Source organism: Mycoplana sp. ABR4_002 (genome assembly GCF_056159645.1).
In genome coordinates, this window is sequence record NZ_JBSWVO010000001.1 from 1,716,739 (window position 1) to 1,732,531 (window position 15,793).

Genomic DNA, 15,793 nt, shown 5'->3' on the forward strand with positions numbered 1-15,793 from the left:
CCTTTTGCGTTCCGGAGCGGCCGCGGACCGCAGGAGCGGGCCAAACGCCCGCCTTTCGCGCTCGTCTCACCCAATTGGGGGAGGCGCGATCTTTCGGCAGCAGCGAGACTTGCTGCGGGAGAGGGTAAAGAGGGGCAGGCAATGGCAGAAAGCAGCAAGGCCGGCCGGGTTGCCGCCGGGCCGGACGGAGGCATCATTGTCGATGACGGTGGGCACGCCCTGATTTCGCGATCGGCAACGGAAGCGATCTACCGTCACGCCGGCGGGTGGCACTTCGTTCTGAGGGGGGAGGGGTTCCGGTATGAAGGCGACGTGGCGGTGAGCGGTACGGTGACGGCGGCCGTCTTCATAGACGTATCGGGGACGACCTTTTTCGCCTGGGAGGCCTAGTCGTCCCCTATATCGCTGCCGGCGCTGGCCGGTCGCGCCGGGCGCGGTGGCAGCAAGCCTGCGGCCGGGCAATTCGTCGGCGCCGTCGGCGACTTCCGGCGGCGCTCCCCGCGCGGGCGGGCGTCAGGAAAAACGGATGATCGCGACCTCGCCCTCGAGCGCACCCTGGTAGGCCGAGGCATGCGGCTCTTCGTCCGGTTCGTCGGTCAGCGTGCCGATCTGGTCCAGGTCGGCCTCGAGGAAGCCCTCCTCGGCAAGCGCGTTGAGCGCTTCGCGCACGGCGCTGTCGTCGTCCGGGGCTTTCAGCATCACGTGGATGTCGACGCCATCCTCGTCGCCGTCGCGCTCATAGGCCTTGCCGATGATGATGAAGACCATGGCGTCCTCGTTGTTGTTGTCGTTGTCGGGGGAGATGGTCATGGAGGTGTCCTCGGAATTGTCAGAACCCGACCATTACGCCGCTTGCTCCGAAATGGAAAGCGCCGCCGCCGTCAGGGCGCGCCGGGATGGGGACAACGCGGAGGGGAGTTGATTCTCCCTTCATCATTCCTTAACAAATGTCGTGCGACAGGCACGCGGCGGCCCGGGACGCCGTCAAGCGGATCAAGCACCGCGTTTCGAGGCGAAAGCCCGGTTCTTCAGGGGTGCCAGCCGCTCCCGCGTAAGAATATTTCCCTCAGCCCCTTGACGCCCGGGGCTTAAGCCAGTAGAGCCACGCCCATCGGAGCCCATGTGAGGCTGGCTGGTTCGGCACGACTCGTTCTGAAGTTCGCCTCAAACAAGGTTCCATCGCACGTTGATGACATGAATGCTGCACGCATGACGCGGGAATATCGCGTCCTCTGCCTTTGAGAGGGCCATCTGCGAAAAGCGGATCGGTCCTGTTTTGCGCATGAACGCAAGGCGTGTGGCAGTCGCCGGAAACGGTAAAGTTCCGCCCGGAAGGGTAACGAGACAAATTTGCAAGGGATGGTTATATGCCTACCGTAAACCAGCTGATCCGTAAGCCTCGTCAGGCACAGGTAAAGCGCAACAAGGTTCCCGCTCTTCAGGAGAACCCGCAGAAGCGCGGCGTATGCACCCGCGTCTACACGACCACGCCGAAGAAGCCGAACTCGGCTCTGCGTAAGGTCGCCAAGATTCGCCTGACCAACGGCTTCGAGGTCATTGGCTACATCCCCGGCGAGGGCCACAACCTGCAGGAACACTCCGTCGTCATGATCCGTGGCGGCCGCGTGAAGGACCTTCCGGGTGTGCGCTACCACATCATCCGCGGCGTTCTCGATACGCAGGGTGTCAAGAACCGCAAGCAGCGCCGCTCCAAGTATGGCGCGAAGCGTCCGAAGTAACCAGTAACCGGCGCCATTTCGCTGGAACCCAATCAGAGTTGAGAGACGAAAAGTATGTCCCGACGTCACAGAGCAGAAAAGCGCGAGATCAATCCGGATCCGAAGTTCGGCGATCTCGTAGTAACGAAATTCATGAACGCCATCATGCTTGACGGCAAGAAGTCGGTCGCCGAGACGATTGTCTATGGCGCCTTCGATGTCGTCCAGGGCAAGTCCAAGCAGGACCCGATCACGGTGTTCCATCAGGCGCTCGACAACGTCGCGCCGCATGTCGAAGTTCGTTCGCGTCGCGTCGGCGGTGCAACCTACCAGGTTCCGGTCGATGTTCGTCCGGAGCGTCGTCAGGCCCTCGCGATCCGCTGGGTCATCTCGGCAGCGCGCAAGCGGAACGAAACCACCATGGTCGAGCGCCTCTCCGGCGAACTCATGGATGCGGCAAACAACCGCGGCAGTGCCGTCAAGAAGCGCGAAGACACGCACAAGATGGCTGACGCCAACCGTGCGTTCTCGCACTACCGCTGGTAATCTCGAAAAGGCAGTCCATTATGGCACGCGAATACAAGATCGAAGACTACCGAAACTTCGGTATCATGGCGCACATCGACGCCGGCAAGACGACGACGACCGAGCGTATCCTCTACTACACCGGCAAGTCCCACAAGATCGGCGAAGTCCACGACGGCGCCGCCACCATGGACTGGATGGAGCAGGAGCAGGAACGCGGCATCACCATCACGTCGGCCGCGACCACGACCTTCTGGAAGGGCCGTGACGGCAAGATGCGCCGCTTCAACATCATCGACACCCCCGGCCACGTCGACTTCACCATCGAAGTCGAGCGCTCGCTGCGTGTCCTCGACGGTGCGATCGCGCTGCTCGACGCCAACGCCGGTGTCGAGCCGCAGACCGAGACCGTCTGGCGCCAGGCCGAGAAGTATCATGTTCCGCGCATGATCTTCTGCAACAAGATGGACAAGACCGGTGCCGACTTCTACCGCTCGGTCGAGATGATCAAGACCCGCCTCGGTGCGACCGCCGTCGTCATGCAGCTGCCGATCGGCGCTGAAAGCGACTTCAAGGGCGTTATCGACCTGGTCGAGATGAACGCGCTCATCTGGCGCGACGAGTCGCTCGGCGCCCAGTGGGACGTCGTCGAGATTCCGGAAGACATGAAGGCGAAGGCCGAGGAATATCGCGAGAAGCTGATCGAGACCGTCGTCGAGATCGACGAGGCCGCGATGGAAGCCTACCTCGAAGGCGAAATGCCGGACAACGACAAGATCCGCGAGCTCGTTCGCCGCGGCACGATCGACGTCAAGTTCCACCCGATGTTCTGCGGCACCGCGTTCAAGAACAAGGGCGTTCAGCCGCTGCTCGACGCCGTCGTCGATTACCTGCCGTCGCCGCTCGACATTCCGGCGATCAAGGGCATCGACGTCAAGACCGAAGCCGAGATCGAGCGCCACGCCGACGACAGCGAGCCGCTGTCCATGCTCGCGTTCAAGATCATGAACGACCCCTTCGTCGGTTCGCTGACCTTCGCGCGCATCTACTCGGGCAAGCTCGAGAAGGGCTCGTCGGTTCTGAACACGGTCAAGGACAAGCGCGAGCGCGTCGGCCGCATGCTGCAGATGCACTCCAACAGCCGCGAAGACATCGAAGAAGCCTTTGCCGGCGACATCGTTGCGCTTGCCGGCCTGAAGGAAACCACCACCGGTGACACGCTCTGCGACCCGCTGAAGCCGGTCGTGCTCGAGCGCATGGAGTTCCCGGAGCCGGTCATCCAGATCGCGATCGAGCCGAAGTCCAAGGGCGACCAGGAAAAGATGGGCCTCGCGCTCAACCGCCTGGCGGCCGAGGACCCGTCGTTCCGCGTCAAGACCGACCAGGAATCCGGCCAGACGATCATCGCCGGCATGGGCGAACTGCACCTCGACATCATCGTCGACCGCATGCGTCGCGAGTTCAAGGTCGAGGCCAACGTCGGTGCTCCGCAGGTTGCCTACCGCGAAACCATCACCAAGGCCTGCGAAGAAGACTACACGCACAAGAAGCAGACCGGCGGTACCGGCCAGTTCGCACGCGTCAAGATCGTGTTCGAACCGAACCCGGAGGGCGAGGACTTCAAGTTCGAGTCCAAGATCGTCGGCGGTGCCGTTCCGAAGGAGTACATCCCGGGCGTGCAGAAGGGCATCGAAAGCGTCCTGTCGTCGGGTCCGCTCGCGGGCTTCCCGATGCTCGGCGTCAAGGCCACCCTCATCGACGGTGCATTCCACGACGTCGACTCCTCGGTTCTGGCCTTCGAAATCGCATCGCGTGCCTGCTTCCGTGAAGCGGCCAGGAAGGCTGGTGCCCAGCTTCTCGAGCCGATGATGAAGGTCGAGGTCGTGACGCCGGAAGAATACGTCGGCGACGTGATCGGTGACCTGAACTCCCGCCGCGGCCAGATCCAGGGCCAGGAATCGCGCGGCGTTGCCGTCGTGATCAACGCCCACGTGCCGCTGGCGAACATGTTCAAGTACGTCGACAACCTGCGCTCCATGTCGCAGGGTCGTGCGCAGTACTCGATGGTGTTCGACCACTACTCGCCGGTTCCCTCGAACGTGGCGCAGGAAATCCAGGCGAAGTATTCCGGTCAGAAGTGACCGGAATACCCATCCGACAACGATTTGAACGCTTCCCCGCAAGGGGACTGATAATGGAGAGCCGGAAATGGCAAAAGGTAAGTTTGAGCGCAACAAGCCTCACGTAAACATCGGCACGATCGGCCACGTTGACCATGGCAAGACGTCGCTGACGGCTGCGATCACGAAGTACTTCGGCGAGTTCAAGGCGTATGACCAGATCGACGCCGCCCCGGAAGAGAAGGCGCGCGGCATCACCATCTCGACGGCGCACGTCGAGTACGAGACGCCGAACCGTCACTATGCGCACGTCGACTGCCCCGGCCACGCCGACTACGTCAAGAACATGATCACCGGCGCTGCGCAGATGGACGGCGCGATCCTGGTTTGCTCGGCCGCCGACGGCCCGATGCCGCAGACCCGCGAGCACATCCTGCTCGCCCGTCAGGTTGGCGTTCCGGCGATCGTTGTGTTCCTGAACAAGGTCGACCAGGTTGACGACGCCGAGCTGCTCGAGCTGGTCGAGCTGGAAGTGCGCGAACTGCTGTCGTCCTACGAGTTCCCGGGCGACGACATTCCGATCATCAAGGGCTCGGCGCTGGCCGCTCTCGAAGATTCTGACAAGAAGATCGGCGAAGACGCGATCCGCGAGCTGATGGCCGCCGTCGACGACTACATCCCGACGCCGGAGCGCCCGATCGACCAGCCGTTCCTGATGCCGGTCGAGGACGTGTTCTCGATCTCGGGCCGCGGCACGGTTGCCACGGGCCGCGTCGAGCGCGGGATCGTCAAGGTTGGCGAGGAGCTGGAAATCGTCGGCATCCGTCCGACCACGAAGACGACCTGCACGGGCGTCGAGATGTTCCGCAAGCTGCTCGACCAGGGCCAGGCCGGCGACAACATCGGCGCGCTGCTGCGCGGCGTCAACCGCGACGGCATCGAGCGCGGTCAGGTCCTGTGCAAGCCGGGTTCGGTCAAGCCGCACAAGAAGTTCAAGGCCGAGGCCTACATCCTGACGAAGGAAGAGGGCGGCCGTCACACGCCGTTCTTCACCAACTACCGTCCGCAGTTCTATTTCCGCACCACCGACGTGACGGGCATCGTCACGCTGCCGGAAGGCACGGAAATGGTGATGCCGGGCGACAACGTCACCGTTGACGTCGAGCTGATCGTTCCGATCGCGATGGAAGAGAAGCTGCGCTTCGCCATCCGCGAAGGCGGCCGCACCGTCGGCGCCGGCATCGTCGCATCGATCGTCGAGTAAGCCTCTGGCGTGCCCGGGCCGTTATGCGGTCCGGGCATAGCCGCCACGAAAGATTTAGTCGCTCGCACGCCTTGCCGACGACGCCAAAATAGTGCAAATGGCGCGCACGCGTGATTTGCATCTTTGCGTCGGCATTGTGCGATCGCCAAAAGACAGGCCGGCCACGGCCGCTCAAATAGGAAGGGGCGGGGGAAACCCTGTCCCTCCGATCTTTGAAAACCTAGCGGACTGGCCGAACATTAATCGAAGTTCAATGCGTGTTTCGTAATCGAAGCCGCGAAAACAAGAACAAGGACAAGTCGTATGAACGGCCAGAATATCCGCATCCGCCTGAAGGCGTTTGATCACCGGATCCTCGATGCCTCCACGCGCGAAATCGTGTCGACGGCCAAGCGCACCGGTGCCGGCGTGCGCGGCCCGGTGCCGCTCCCGACGCGTATTGAAAAATTCACGGTGAACCGGTCGCCTCACATCGACAAGAAGAGCCGCGAACAGTTCGAGATGCGCACCCATAAGCGCCTTCTCGACATTGTCGACCCGACCCCTCAGACGGTCGACGCCCTGATGAAGCTCGATCTCGCCGCCGGCGTCGACGTAGAGATCAAGCTCTAATCAGGTTTCTCAAGTCCGGCGTAAGCCGAATAACAAGGAAGGTACGTGGCGGTAACGCCAACGGCTTCTAGGAACGGGAAACCCGAAGGCCGGACGGCCTCCGCGGAATCCTTAAACAAAGAGGCGTGTAGGGGCTCGCCCCCACAGGACTTCTAAGAGGAATGAACCATGCGTTCAGGTGTGATTGCACAGAAGGTGGGAATGACCCGCGTCTACAACGACGCAGGGGAGCATATCCCTGTAACAGTATTGCGACTGGACGGCTGCCAGGTGGTGGCCCATCGCACGGAAGAAAAGAACGGCTACACCGCAGTCCAGCTCGGTGCCGGCCGCTCGAAGGTCAAGAACACGTCGAAGGCGCTCCGCGGCCAGTTCGCTGCCGCCAGCGTCGAGCCGAAGGCGAAGCTCGTCGAGTTCCGCGTCTCGACCGACAACCTCATCGATATCGGGTCGGAGCTTTCCGCCAACCATTTCGTCGCCGGCCAGCTGGTCGACGTCACCGGTACCACGATCGGTAAGGGTTTCGCCGGCGCGATCAAGCGCCACAACTTCGGCGGTCTGCGCGCCACGCACGGCGTGTCCGTTTCGCACCGTTCGCATGGTTCGACCGGCTCCAACCAGGATCCGGGCCGTGTCTGGAAGGGCAAGCGCATGGCTGGTCACATGGGCCAGACGCGCGTCACCACCCAGAACCTCGAGGTCGTCTCGACCGACGAGGACCGTGGTCTGATCCTCGTCAAGGGCGCGGTCCCGGGCTCCAAGGGTGCCTGGATCGTCGTTCGCGACGCCATCAAGTCCGGCACGCCGGCTGACGCTCCGCGTCCGGCCGCTGTCCGCGCCGCAGCCAAGTAAGGGAGCCTGGTTATGGATCTCAAAGTCACGACCCTCGAAGGGAAGGACGCCGGCAAGGTTTCCCTCTCCGACGCGATCTTCGGCCTCGAGCCGCGCGAGGACATCATCGCCCGCGTCGTTCGCTGGCAGCTCGCCAAGAAGCAGCAGGGCACCCACAAGACCAAGGGCCGCGCGGAAGTTTCGCGCACCGGCGCCAAGATGTACAAGCAGAAGGGCACGGGCCGCGCTCGTCACCATTCCGCACGCGCTCCGCAGTTCCGCGGCGGCGGCAAGGCCCACGGCCCGGTTGTCCGCAGCCACGAGCACGATCTTCCGAAGAAGGTCCGCGCGCTCGGCCTGCGTCACGCTCTTTCGGCCAAGCTGAAGGCAGAAGACGTCATCATCATCGATGATCTCGTCGCCGCCGAAGCCAAGACCAAGGCGCTGGCCGGCAACTTCGCCAGCCTCGGCCTGACCAACGCCCTCTTCATCGGCGGCGCCGAGCTGGACAACAACTTCAAGCTCGCAGCCCAGAACATCCCGAACGTGGACGTTCTGCCGATCCAGGGCATCAACGTGTACGACATCCTGCGTCGCGGCAAGCTCGTCCTGTCCAAGGCTGCAGTCGAAGCTCTGGAGGAGCGGTTCAAATGACGGATCTTCGCCACTACGATGTGATCGTCTCGCCGGCGATCACCGAAAAGTCGACGCTGGTATCCGAACATAACCAGGTCGTATTCAACGTCGCCAAGCGCGCTTCCAAGCCTGAGATCAAGGCTGCCGTCGAAGCACTGTTCGGCGTCAAGGTCACGGCTGTGAACACGCTCGTCCGGAAGGGCAAGATCAAGCGTTTCCGCGGCTTCTCCGGCCGGCAGGGAGATGTCAAGAAGGCGATCGTCACGCTTGCTGACGGTCAGTCGATCGACGTCTCCACCGGGCTCTAATCGGGCAGTCGGCTAAGGACCAAGAGGAAACAAGAAAATGGCATTGAAAAATTTCAATCCGACGACCCCGAGCCAGCGCCAGCTGGTCATCGTCGACCGGTCTGGCCTCTACAAGGGCAAGCCGGTCAAGGCACTGACCGAGGGCCTGAGCTCCAAGGGCGGTCGTAACAACATGGGCCGCATCACCGTGCGCTTCCAGGGCGGCGGTCACAAGCGGACCTACCGCCTGGTCGACTTCAAGCGTCGCAAGTTCGACGTCGAAGGCACGGTCGAGCGTCTGGAATACGACCCGAACCGCACCGCGTTCATCGCGCTCGTCAGCTACGCCGACGGCGAACAGGCCTATATCCTGGCGCCGCAGCGCCTCGCGGTCGGTGACAAGGTCATCGCCTCCGACAAGGCCGTCGACGTCAAGCCGGGCAACGCGATGCCGCTGCAGTACATCCCGGTCGGCTCGATCGTTCACAACGTCGAGATGAAGCCGGGCAAGGGTGGTCAGATCGCCCGTTCGGCCGGCACCTTCGTCCAGCTCGTCGGTCGCGACCAGGGCATGGCGATCCTGCGCCTGAACTCCGGCGAGCAGCGCCTCGTGCACAGCTCCTGCCTGGCCTCGATCGGCGCGGTCTCCAACCCGGATCACGGCAACATCAACGACGGCAAGGCCGGTCGTTCGCGCTGGCGCGGCAAGCGTCCGCACGTTCGCGGCGTCGTCATGAACCCGGTCGACCACCCGCACGGCGGTGGTGAGGGCCGTACCTCGGGTGGTCGTCACCCGGTGACCCCGTGGGGCAAGCCCACCAAGGGCAAGCGTACGCGCTCGAACAAGTCGACCGACAAGTTCATCATGCGTTCGCGCCATCAGCGCAAGAAGTAAGAGAGGTAGTCAGGAATGGCTCGTTCAGTATGGAAAGGCCCGTTTGTTGACGGCTATCTTCTCAAGAAGGCTGAGAAGGTGCGCGAGGGCGGCCGCAATGAGGTGATCAAGATCTGGAGCCGCCGCTCCACTATCCTGCCGCAGTTCGTCGGTCTCACCTTCGGTGTCTACAACGGCAGCAAGCATGTTCCGGTCAGCGTCAACGAGGACATGGTCGGTCACAAGTTCGGTGAATTCTCTCCGACCCGGACCTACTACGGTCACGGCGCGGACAAGAAGGCGAAGAGGAAGTAACAATGGGCAAGGCAAAAGCCGAACGTCGGCTGAAGGATAACGAGGCGCAGGCCATTGCGCGCACGATCCGCGTCAGCCCCCAGAAGCTCAACCTGGTTGCCGCGATGATCCGCGGCAAGAAGGTCGACCGCGCTCTGGCCGAACTGGAGTTCTCCCGCAAGCGCATTGCCGGCACGGTCAAGAAGACCCTCGAGTCGGCGATCGCCAACGCGGAGAACAACCACGACCTCGACGTCGACTCGCTCGTCGTAGCCGAGGCTTTCGTCGGAAAGTCGATCGTCATGAAGCGCTTCCACGCCCGCGGTCGCGGTCGTGCATCGCGTGTCGAGAAGCCGTTCTCGCACCTGACGATCGTCGTCCGTGAAGTCGAAGCCACTGGGGAGGCCGCATAATGGGTCAGAAAATCAATCCGATCGGCTTCCGCCTCGGCATCAACCGTACCTGGGATAGCCGCTGGTTCGCCGACAATGCCGAATACGGCCAGCTGCTTCACGAAGACCTGAAGATCCGCAAGTATCTGATGGCCGAACTGAAGCAGGCCGGTATCTCGAAGGTCGTCATCGAGCGTCCGCACAAGAAGTGCCGCGTCACGATCCACTCGGCTCGCCCGGGTCTGATCATCGGCAAGAAGGGTGCGGACATCGAGAAGCTGCGCAAGAAGCTCTCCGAGATGACCAACTCCGAGACGCACCTCAACATCGTTGAAGTGCGCAAGCCGGAGACCGACGCGACGCTGGTCGCCCAGTCGATCGCCCAGCAGCTCGAGCGTCGCGTGGCCTTCCGCCGTGCGATGAAGCGCGCCGTGCAGTCGGCCATGCGTCTTGGCGCCGAAGGCATCAAGATCACCTGCGCCGGCCGCCTCGGTGGCGCGGAAATCGCACGTACCGAATGGTACCGCGAAGGCCGCGTTCCGCTGCACACGCTGCGTGCGGACATCGACTATGGTACGGCAGAGGCAGAGACCGCCTACGGCATCTGCGGCATCAAGGTCTGGGTCTTCAAGGGCGAAATCCTTGAGCACGACCCGATGGCCTCCGAGCGCCGTGCGACCGAGGGTGACAGCCATGGCGCAGGCCAGGGCGAACGCCGCCGCCGTGAAAACGCTTAATTCGCTTTAGGCGAGCAGATCGGAGAATAGAAAAATGTTGCAGCCAAAGCGTACTAAGTACCGCAAGCAGTTCAAGGGCCGCATCAAGGGCGTCGCCAAGGGCGGCTCGGAGCTCGCCTTCGGCGAGTTCGGCCTGAAGGCCCAGGAACCCAACCGCGTCAACGCGCGCGAGATCGAGGCGGCCCGCCGCGCGATCACGCGTTACATGAAGCGCGCCGGCCGTGTCTGGATCCGCGTGTTCCCGGACACCCCGGTAACCGCCAAGCCGACCGAAGTCCGCATGGGTAAGGGTAAGGGTTCGGTCGAATACTGGGCTTGCAAGGTCAAGCCCGGCCGGATGATGTTTGAGATCGACGGCGTCAGCGAAGAGATCGCCCGCGAGGCTCTTCGTCTGGGTTCCGCCAAGCTCTCGGTCAAGACGCGCTTCGTACAGCGCATTGCAGAGTGAGGATTGAGCCATGAAAGCCGCAGATGTTCGGGCGCTCAGCGCCGACCAGCTCAACGAGGAGCTTGCCAAGCTGAAGAAGGAGCAGTTCAACCTGCGCTTCCAGAAGGCGACCGGCCAGCTCGAGAAGTCCTCGCGGATCAATGAGGTCCGCAAGGACATCGCCCGCGTGAAAACCATTGCCCGCCAGAAGGCGGCAGAAGCCAAGGCCTAAGGACCAAGAAAAATGCCGAAACGCATTCTGCAGGGCACGGTAGTCAGCGACAAGAACGATAAGACGGTTGTCGTTCGCGTCGAGCGCCGCTTTGCACACCCGCTTCTTCAGAAGACCGTGCGTCGTTCGAAGAAGTACAAGGCGCACGACGAGTCCAACCAGTACAAGGTTGGTGACGTCGTCTCGATCGAGGAGTGCGCCCCGATCTCGAAGGATAAGCGCTGGACGGTTGTCTCCGCCCAGGCTTGATTTCATCACTTTTCGCGCAAGGGGTTGCCCTTTGCGCGAAAACCTGTATGAAGCAGCGCAAGGACGCTCGGAATCGAGCGTTCTTTTGCTTTGAGCGCAGGGAAGGTCCCGGGTTTCGCCAGGCGGAGCTCTCGAGGAAACCACCTTGGCAAGACCCACCCGCGCAAAAGACATGGATTCTCATAAGCTGGAACAGGGGGCATCTGTGCCCAACCGGTCCGGTTACAACAAGAAGGCGACCTGACATGATTCAGATGCAGACTAACCTCGACGTCGCGGATAATTCCGGCGCACGTCGTGTCATGTGCATCAAGGTGCTGGGCGGCTCCAAGCGCAAGTACGCTTCGGTCGGCGACATCATTGTCGTCTCGATCAAGGAAGCTATTCCGCGCGGCCGCGTAAAGAAGGGCGACGTGATGAAGGCGGTCGTCGTACGCACCGCCAAGGACATCCGTCGCGCCGATGGCAGCGTCATTCGTTTTGACAACAACGCCGCCGTCCTGATCGACAACAAGAAAGAGCCGATCGGCACCCGTATCTTCGGACCGGTTCCGCGCGAACTCCGCGCCAAGAACCACATGAAGATCATCTCGCTGGCTCCGGAAGTACTCTAAGGGAGCGATGGCTATGCAGAAGATTCGCAAGGGCGACAACGTCGTCGTTTTGACCGGCAAGGACAAGGGCCGCACCGGTGAAGTCATTCAGGTGATGCCGAAGGAAGATCGCGCGGTCGTGCGCGGCGTGAACCTGGTCAAGCGCCATCAGCGCCAGACCCAGTCGCAGGAAGCCGGCATCATCACCAAGGAAGCCCCGATCCACCTGTCCAACATCGCGATCGCCGACCCCAAGGACGGCAAGCCGACCCGCGTCGGTTTCAAGATCGAAGGCGACAAGAAGGTCCGTGTGGCAAAGCGTTCGGGGGTATCGATCGATGGCTGACGCTAAGTACGAGCCGCGGCTCAAGAAGGAATACACCGCGCGTATCCGCAAGGCGCTGCAGGAGCAGTTCTCCTACGCCAACGAGATGCAGATCCCGCGCCTCGACAAGATCGTCATCAACATGGGTGTTGGTGAATCGACCGGCGACTCGAAGAAGCCTTCGGTTGCTGCAGCTGATCTCGCCGCAATTGCCGGCCAGAAGCCGGTCATCACCCGTGCACGTAACTCCATCGCCGGCTTCAAGCTGCGCGAAGGCATGCCGATCGGCGCCAAGGTCACCCTGCGCGGCGTCCGCATGTACGAGTTTCTGGATCGCCTCGTGAACATCGCGCTGCCCCGCGTGCGCGACTTCCGCGGTCTGAACCCGAAGTCCTTCGATGGCCGTGGCAACTTCGCCATGGGCGTCAAGGAGCACATTGTGTTCCCTGAAATCAACTACGACAAGGTTGATCAGATGTGGGGCATGGACATCATCGTTTGCACGACGGCAAACACGGACGACGAAGCCCGGGCTCTTCTGAAAGAGTTCAACTTCCCGTTCCGCCAGTAAACCGTAACGACAGGCGTAAAGAAGGATAACTGTTATGGCGAAAACGAGCGCAGTCGAAAAGAACAAGCGCCGCCGCAAACTGGTTGCCAATCATGCCGCCAAGCGTGCGGCCCTGAAGGCGATCATCCAGAACCAGGCTCTTCCCATCGAAGAGCGCTTCAAGGCTACCCTGAAGCTTGCCGCACTGCCGCGCAACGGTTCCAAGACCCGCATCCGCAACCGGTGCGAAGTCTCGGGCCGCCCGCGCGCATACTATCGCAAACTCCGCATGTCGCGTATCGCGCTGCGTGAACTCGGCAACCTCGGCAAGGTGCCGGGCGTCGTCAAGTCGAGCTGGTAAGGAGACGGGTACATGGCAATGACTGATCCGCTGGGCGATATGCTCACCCGTATCCGCAACGGTGCTTCCCGCCGCAAGTCCTCGGTCACGACGCCGGCTTCCAAGCTGCGCGCCCGCGTCCTCGACGTCCTGCAGGCCGAAGGCTACATCCGCGGTTACTCCGAGGTCGAGTTCGGCAACGGCAAGGCCGAGCTGAGCATCGAGTTGAAGTACTACGAAGGCGCGCCGGTGATCCGCAAGATCGACCGCGTCTCCAAGCCGGGCCGCCGGGTTTATGTCTCGGTTAAGTCCATTCCGCAGGTCGCGAACGGTCTCGGCATCACCATCCTTTCGACCCCGAAGGGCGTGATGGCCGATCACCAGGCACGCGAACAGAACGTAGGTGGCGAGGTTCTTTGCTCGGTCTTCTAAGACTGGGCATGGATCTCCATAGCGAACAGACAGGATAGAAAATGTCTCGTATCGGTAAAAAGCCCGTTCCGGTTCCCGCTGGTGTCACGGCCTCCGTCGAAGGCCAGAAGGTTACCGCGAAGGGCCCGAAGGGCGAACTCTTCTTCGTCGCCAATGACGAAGTCTCCGTGAAGCTGGAAGACAACGCGGTTGTCGTACGGCCGGTCAACGAGTCCAAGGATGCTCGGTCCAAGTGGGGCATGTCCCGCACGATGGTCGAGAATATCTTCAAGGGCGTGAAGGACGGCTACGAGCGCAAGCTCGAGATCAACGGCGTCGGTTACCGCGCGTCCATGCAGGGCAAGAACCTGCAACTGGCGCTCGGCTTCAGCCACGACGTGGTCTACCAGACCCCGGAAGGCATCACGATCGCTGTTCCGAAGCCGACCGAAATCATCGTGTCCGGCATCAGCAAGCAGCAGGTCGGCCAGGTCGCCGCGGAAATCCGCGAATACCGTGGCCCCGAGCCCTACAAGGGCAAGGGCGTCAAGTATGCCGAGGAGCGGATCGTCCGCAAAGAAGGCAAGAAGAAGTAAGGATCACGCGAAATGGCTAGCAGGAAAGAAGCACTTGCACGTCGTGCCAACCGCGTGCGCCGTCAGATCAAGGCGGTGGCCAACGGCCGTCCGCGCCTGTCTGTTCATCGCTCGTCGAAGAACATCTACGTACAGGTCATCGACGATGTGGCCGGCAAGACCCTGGCGTCTGCCTCCACCCTCGACACCGATCTGCGCTCGTCGCTGAAGACGGGCGCCGACACGGCAGCCGCCGCTGCCGTTGGCAAGCTCATCGCTGAGCGCGCCACCAAGGCTGGCGTCAAGGACGTTGTCTTTGACCGCGGCGCCTTCATCTATCACGGCCGCATCAAGGCTCTCGCCGATGCAGCTCGCGAAGGTGGTCTGAACTTCTGATCGGTTCTGGCGGGCCCGGTGCCCGCCAGTCCGCCGTCAGGGGATTGGTCGCCGACCCGCGAGGGGAGGCGATCTTGGTCAATCTGCCGATTGCACCCGGAAAAGAAAAAGGAAAAGGACAATGGCACAGGAAAGAAGGGGCTCGCGCGATGATCGCCAGGCCCGTGAAGAGCGCGACAGCGAATTTGTCGACAAGCTCGTAGCAATCAACCGCGTCGCCAAGGTGGTGAAGGGCGGCCGTCGTTTCGGTTTCGCAGCCCTCGTCGTCGTCGGCGACCAGAAGGGCCGCGTCGGCTTCGGCCACGGCAAGGCTCGTGAGGTTCCGGAAGCGATCCGCAAGGCCACCGAAGCCGCCAAGCGCGACCTCATCTTCGTTCCGCTGCGCTCCGGCCGCACGCTGCACCACGACGTGCACGGCCGCCACGGCGCCGGCAAGGTGCTGCTGCGTTCGGCCAAGGCCGGTACCGGCATCATCGCCGGCGGTCCGATGCGCGCCGTCTTCGAGACGCTCGGCATCCACGACGTCGTCGCCAAGTCGACCGGTTCGTCGAACCCGTACAACATGATCCGTGCGACCTTCGACGCGCTCAAGAGCCAGATGCACCCGAAGGACATCGCGGCACAGCGCGGCATGAAGTACGCAACGCTGCAGGCCCGCCGCGTTTCCGCCGGCGTTGCTTCCGAAGAATAAGGGAGCTTGAGCAATGGCTAAGAAAGAAGCTGCAAAGACGATCACCGTCGAACAGATCGGCTCGCCGATCCGCCGCCCGGCCGTCCAGCGCCAGACGCTGATCGGCCTCGGTCTCAACAAGATGCACCGGGTTCGCACGCTGGAAGACACCCCTTCCGTTCGCGGCATGATCCGGGCCGTCCAGCACCTCGTTCGCGTCGTCGACGAGAAGTGAGGGGGATAAGATCATGAAACTGAACGAAATCAAGGACAACGAAGGCTCGACTCACGCCCGCAAGCGCGTTGGTCGTGGCATCGGTTCCGGCTCCGGCAAGACCGGTGGTCGCGGCGTCAAGGGCCAGAAGGCTCGCTCGGGCGTCTCGATCAACGGCTTCGAAGGCGGCCAGATGCCGATCTACCGCCGTCTGCCGAAGCGTGGCTTCAACAACATCTTCGCGTCCGAATTTGTTGTCGTGTCGCTTGGCCGCATCCAGACCGCGATCGACGCCAAGAAGCTTGATCCGAAGGCAACGATCGATGCGGCTGCGCTCAAGGCAGCCGGCGTCATCCGCCGCCCGAAGGACGGGGTCCGCATCCTCGCCGACGGCGAGCTGAAGGCGAAGGTCTCGATCGAGGTCGCCGGCGCTTCCAAGGCCGCCGTCGAGAAGATCGAGAAGGCCGGCGGCAACATCAAGCTGCTCCTGGCCGCCGCCGAGTAAGGCGCCAGAAATTTGA

General features: G+C 62.3%; 27 protein-coding genes. 26 read left to right on the forward strand and 1 reads right to left on the reverse strand.

Annotated elements, in window-relative coordinates; translation table 11 throughout:
- The first annotated feature begins 141 nt into the window (after nt 1–141).
- Nucleotides 142–390 (forward strand): hypothetical protein, encoded by a 249-nt coding sequence (locus tag ACXAGF_RS08295; protein ID WP_475016026.1) that lies wholly within the window; start codon nt 142–144, stop codon nt 388–390.
- A gap of 123 nt (nt 391–513) precedes the next feature.
- Here the strand turns inward: ACXAGF_RS08295 and ACXAGF_RS08300 are convergent, their stop codons facing one another.
- Entirely contained in the window at nt 514–810 is a 297-nt protein-coding gene (locus ACXAGF_RS08300) for a transcriptional regulator (RefSeq protein WP_475016028.1), read from the reverse strand.
- 557 nt (nt 811–1,367) lie between these two features.
- Between ACXAGF_RS08300 and rpsL the strand changes: the two genes are divergently transcribed.
- The 25 genes from rpsL to rplO all read left to right on the forward strand — a co-directional run bounded on the left by rpsL (nt 1,368) and on the right by rplO (nt 15,777).
- Nucleotides 1,368–1,739: a 30S ribosomal protein S12 gene (gene rpsL / locus ACXAGF_RS08305; protein ID WP_003507760.1), complete on the forward strand. Its 372-nt coding sequence runs from the start codon at nt 1,368–1,370 to the stop codon at nt 1,737–1,739.
- 54 nt (nt 1,740–1,793) lie between these two features.
- Nucleotides 1,794–2,264 carry a 30S ribosomal protein S7 gene (rpsG, locus tag ACXAGF_RS08310; RefSeq protein WP_475016030.1) on the forward strand — a complete coding sequence of 157 codons (471 nt, stop codon included), beginning with the start codon at nt 1,794–1,796 and terminating at the stop codon, nt 2,262–2,264.
- 20 nt (nt 2,265–2,284) lie between these two features.
- Nucleotides 2,285–4,384: an elongation factor G gene (gene fusA, locus ACXAGF_RS08315; protein ID WP_475016032.1), complete on the forward strand. Its 2,100-nt coding sequence runs from the start codon at nt 2,285–2,287 to the stop codon at nt 4,382–4,384.
- A 67-nt stretch (nt 4,385–4,451) separates the two neighbouring features.
- Entirely contained in the window at nt 4,452–5,627 is a 1,176-nt protein-coding gene (gene tuf, locus ACXAGF_RS08320; RefSeq protein ID WP_475016008.1) for an elongation factor Tu, read from the forward strand.
- Nucleotides 5,628–5,930: 303 nt separating this feature from the next.
- Nucleotides 5,931–6,239: a 30S ribosomal protein S10 gene (gene rpsJ / locus ACXAGF_RS08325; RefSeq protein ID WP_108001314.1), complete on the forward strand. Its 309-nt coding sequence runs from the start codon at nt 5,931–5,933 to the stop codon at nt 6,237–6,239.
- A gap of 168 nt (nt 6,240–6,407) precedes the next feature.
- Nucleotides 6,408–7,091 carry a 50S ribosomal protein L3 gene (gene rplC, locus ACXAGF_RS08330; RefSeq protein WP_475016034.1) on the forward strand — a complete coding sequence of 228 codons (684 nt, stop codon included), beginning with the start codon at nt 6,408–6,410 and terminating at the stop codon, nt 7,089–7,091.
- Nucleotides 7,092–7,103: 12 nt separating this feature from the next.
- A complete protein-coding gene (gene rplD / locus ACXAGF_RS08335) occupies nt 7,104–7,724 on the forward strand; it encodes a 50S ribosomal protein L4 (RefSeq protein WP_475016036.1) in 621 nt (206 codons plus the stop codon).
- Complete coding sequence (locus tag ACXAGF_RS08340) at nt 7,721–8,014, forward strand: 50S ribosomal protein L23 (protein ID WP_475016038.1); 294 nt, start codon at nt 7,721–7,723, stop codon at nt 8,012–8,014. The genes rplD and ACXAGF_RS08340 overlap by 4 nt, the downstream gene beginning before the upstream one ends.
- 37 nt (nt 8,015–8,051) lie before the next feature.
- Nucleotides 8,052–8,888 (forward strand): 50S ribosomal protein L2, encoded by an 837-nt coding sequence (gene rplB / locus ACXAGF_RS08345; RefSeq protein WP_475016040.1) that lies wholly within the window; start codon nt 8,052–8,054, stop codon nt 8,886–8,888.
- 15 nt (nt 8,889–8,903) lie between these two features.
- Nucleotides 8,904–9,182, forward strand: coding sequence for a 30S ribosomal protein S19 (gene rpsS / locus ACXAGF_RS08350; protein ID WP_075627127.1), 279 nt, complete (start codon nt 8,904–8,906; stop codon nt 9,180–9,182).
- 2 nt (nt 9,183–9,184) lie between these two features.
- The gene (rplV, locus tag ACXAGF_RS08355; RefSeq protein ID WP_475016042.1) at nt 9,185–9,574 is read left to right on the forward strand and encodes a 50S ribosomal protein L22; all 390 of its coding nucleotides are present in this window, start codon (nt 9,185–9,187) and stop codon (nt 9,572–9,574) included.
- Nucleotides 9,574–10,290, forward strand: a complete 717-nt coding sequence (gene rpsC, locus ACXAGF_RS08360) for a 30S ribosomal protein S3 (RefSeq protein ID WP_475016044.1) — start codon at nt 9,574–9,576, stop codon at nt 10,288–10,290. Before rplV ends, rpsC begins: the two co-directional genes overlap by 1 nt.
- A 34-nt stretch (nt 10,291–10,324) precedes the next feature.
- A complete protein-coding gene (gene rplP, locus ACXAGF_RS08365) occupies nt 10,325–10,738 on the forward strand; it encodes a 50S ribosomal protein L16 (protein WP_411036081.1) in 414 nt (137 codons plus the stop codon).
- Between the two features lie 10 nt (nt 10,739–10,748).
- The gene (gene rpmC, locus ACXAGF_RS08370; RefSeq protein ID WP_056319072.1) at nt 10,749–10,949 is read left to right on the forward strand and encodes a 50S ribosomal protein L29; all 201 of its coding nucleotides are present in this window, start codon (nt 10,749–10,751) and stop codon (nt 10,947–10,949) included.
- A 12-nt stretch (nt 10,950–10,961) separates the two neighbouring features.
- Entirely contained in the window at nt 10,962–11,198 is a 237-nt protein-coding gene (gene rpsQ, locus ACXAGF_RS08375; protein ID WP_261930343.1) for a 30S ribosomal protein S17, read from the forward strand.
- Between the two features lie 245 nt (nt 11,199–11,443).
- Complete coding sequence (gene rplN / locus ACXAGF_RS08380; protein ID WP_003495199.1) at nt 11,444–11,812, forward strand: 50S ribosomal protein L14; 369 nt, start codon at nt 11,444–11,446, stop codon at nt 11,810–11,812.
- Between the two features lie 13 nt (nt 11,813–11,825).
- The gene (rplX, locus tag ACXAGF_RS08385; protein ID WP_475016050.1) at nt 11,826–12,137 is read left to right on the forward strand and encodes a 50S ribosomal protein L24; all 312 of its coding nucleotides are present in this window, start codon (nt 11,826–11,828) and stop codon (nt 12,135–12,137) included.
- The gene (rplE, locus tag ACXAGF_RS08390) at nt 12,130–12,687 is read left to right on the forward strand and encodes a 50S ribosomal protein L5 (RefSeq protein ID WP_475016052.1); all 558 of its coding nucleotides are present in this window, start codon (nt 12,130–12,132) and stop codon (nt 12,685–12,687) included. The genes rplX and rplE overlap by 8 nt, the downstream gene beginning before the upstream one ends.
- 34 nt (nt 12,688–12,721) lie before the next feature.
- Complete coding sequence (rpsN, locus tag ACXAGF_RS08395) at nt 12,722–13,027, forward strand: 30S ribosomal protein S14 (protein WP_475016054.1); 306 nt, start codon at nt 12,722–12,724, stop codon at nt 13,025–13,027.
- Between the two features lie 12 nt (nt 13,028–13,039).
- Nucleotides 13,040–13,438 (forward strand): 30S ribosomal protein S8, encoded by a 399-nt coding sequence (rpsH, locus tag ACXAGF_RS08400; protein WP_475016057.1) that lies wholly within the window; start codon nt 13,040–13,042, stop codon nt 13,436–13,438.
- Nucleotides 13,439–13,479: 41 nt separating this feature from the next.
- Complete coding sequence (gene rplF / locus ACXAGF_RS08405) at nt 13,480–14,013, forward strand: 50S ribosomal protein L6 (protein ID WP_475016060.1); 534 nt, start codon at nt 13,480–13,482, stop codon at nt 14,011–14,013.
- A 12-nt stretch (nt 14,014–14,025) separates the two neighbouring features.
- A complete protein-coding gene (rplR, locus tag ACXAGF_RS08410) occupies nt 14,026–14,388 on the forward strand; it encodes a 50S ribosomal protein L18 (RefSeq protein WP_475016062.1) in 363 nt (120 codons plus the stop codon).
- Between the two features lie 121 nt (nt 14,389–14,509).
- Entirely contained in the window at nt 14,510–15,079 is a 570-nt protein-coding gene (gene rpsE / locus ACXAGF_RS08415) for a 30S ribosomal protein S5 (RefSeq protein ID WP_475016064.1), read from the forward strand.
- 13 nt (nt 15,080–15,092) lie between these two features.
- Nucleotides 15,093–15,293, forward strand: a complete 201-nt coding sequence (rpmD, locus tag ACXAGF_RS08420; RefSeq protein ID WP_475016065.1) for a 50S ribosomal protein L30 — start codon at nt 15,093–15,095, stop codon at nt 15,291–15,293.
- Between the two features lie 13 nt (nt 15,294–15,306).
- Nucleotides 15,307–15,777 (forward strand): 50S ribosomal protein L15, encoded by a 471-nt coding sequence (gene rplO, locus ACXAGF_RS08425; RefSeq protein WP_475016067.1) that lies wholly within the window; start codon nt 15,307–15,309, stop codon nt 15,775–15,777.
- The last annotated feature ends 16 nt before the right edge of the window (nt 15,778–15,793 follow it).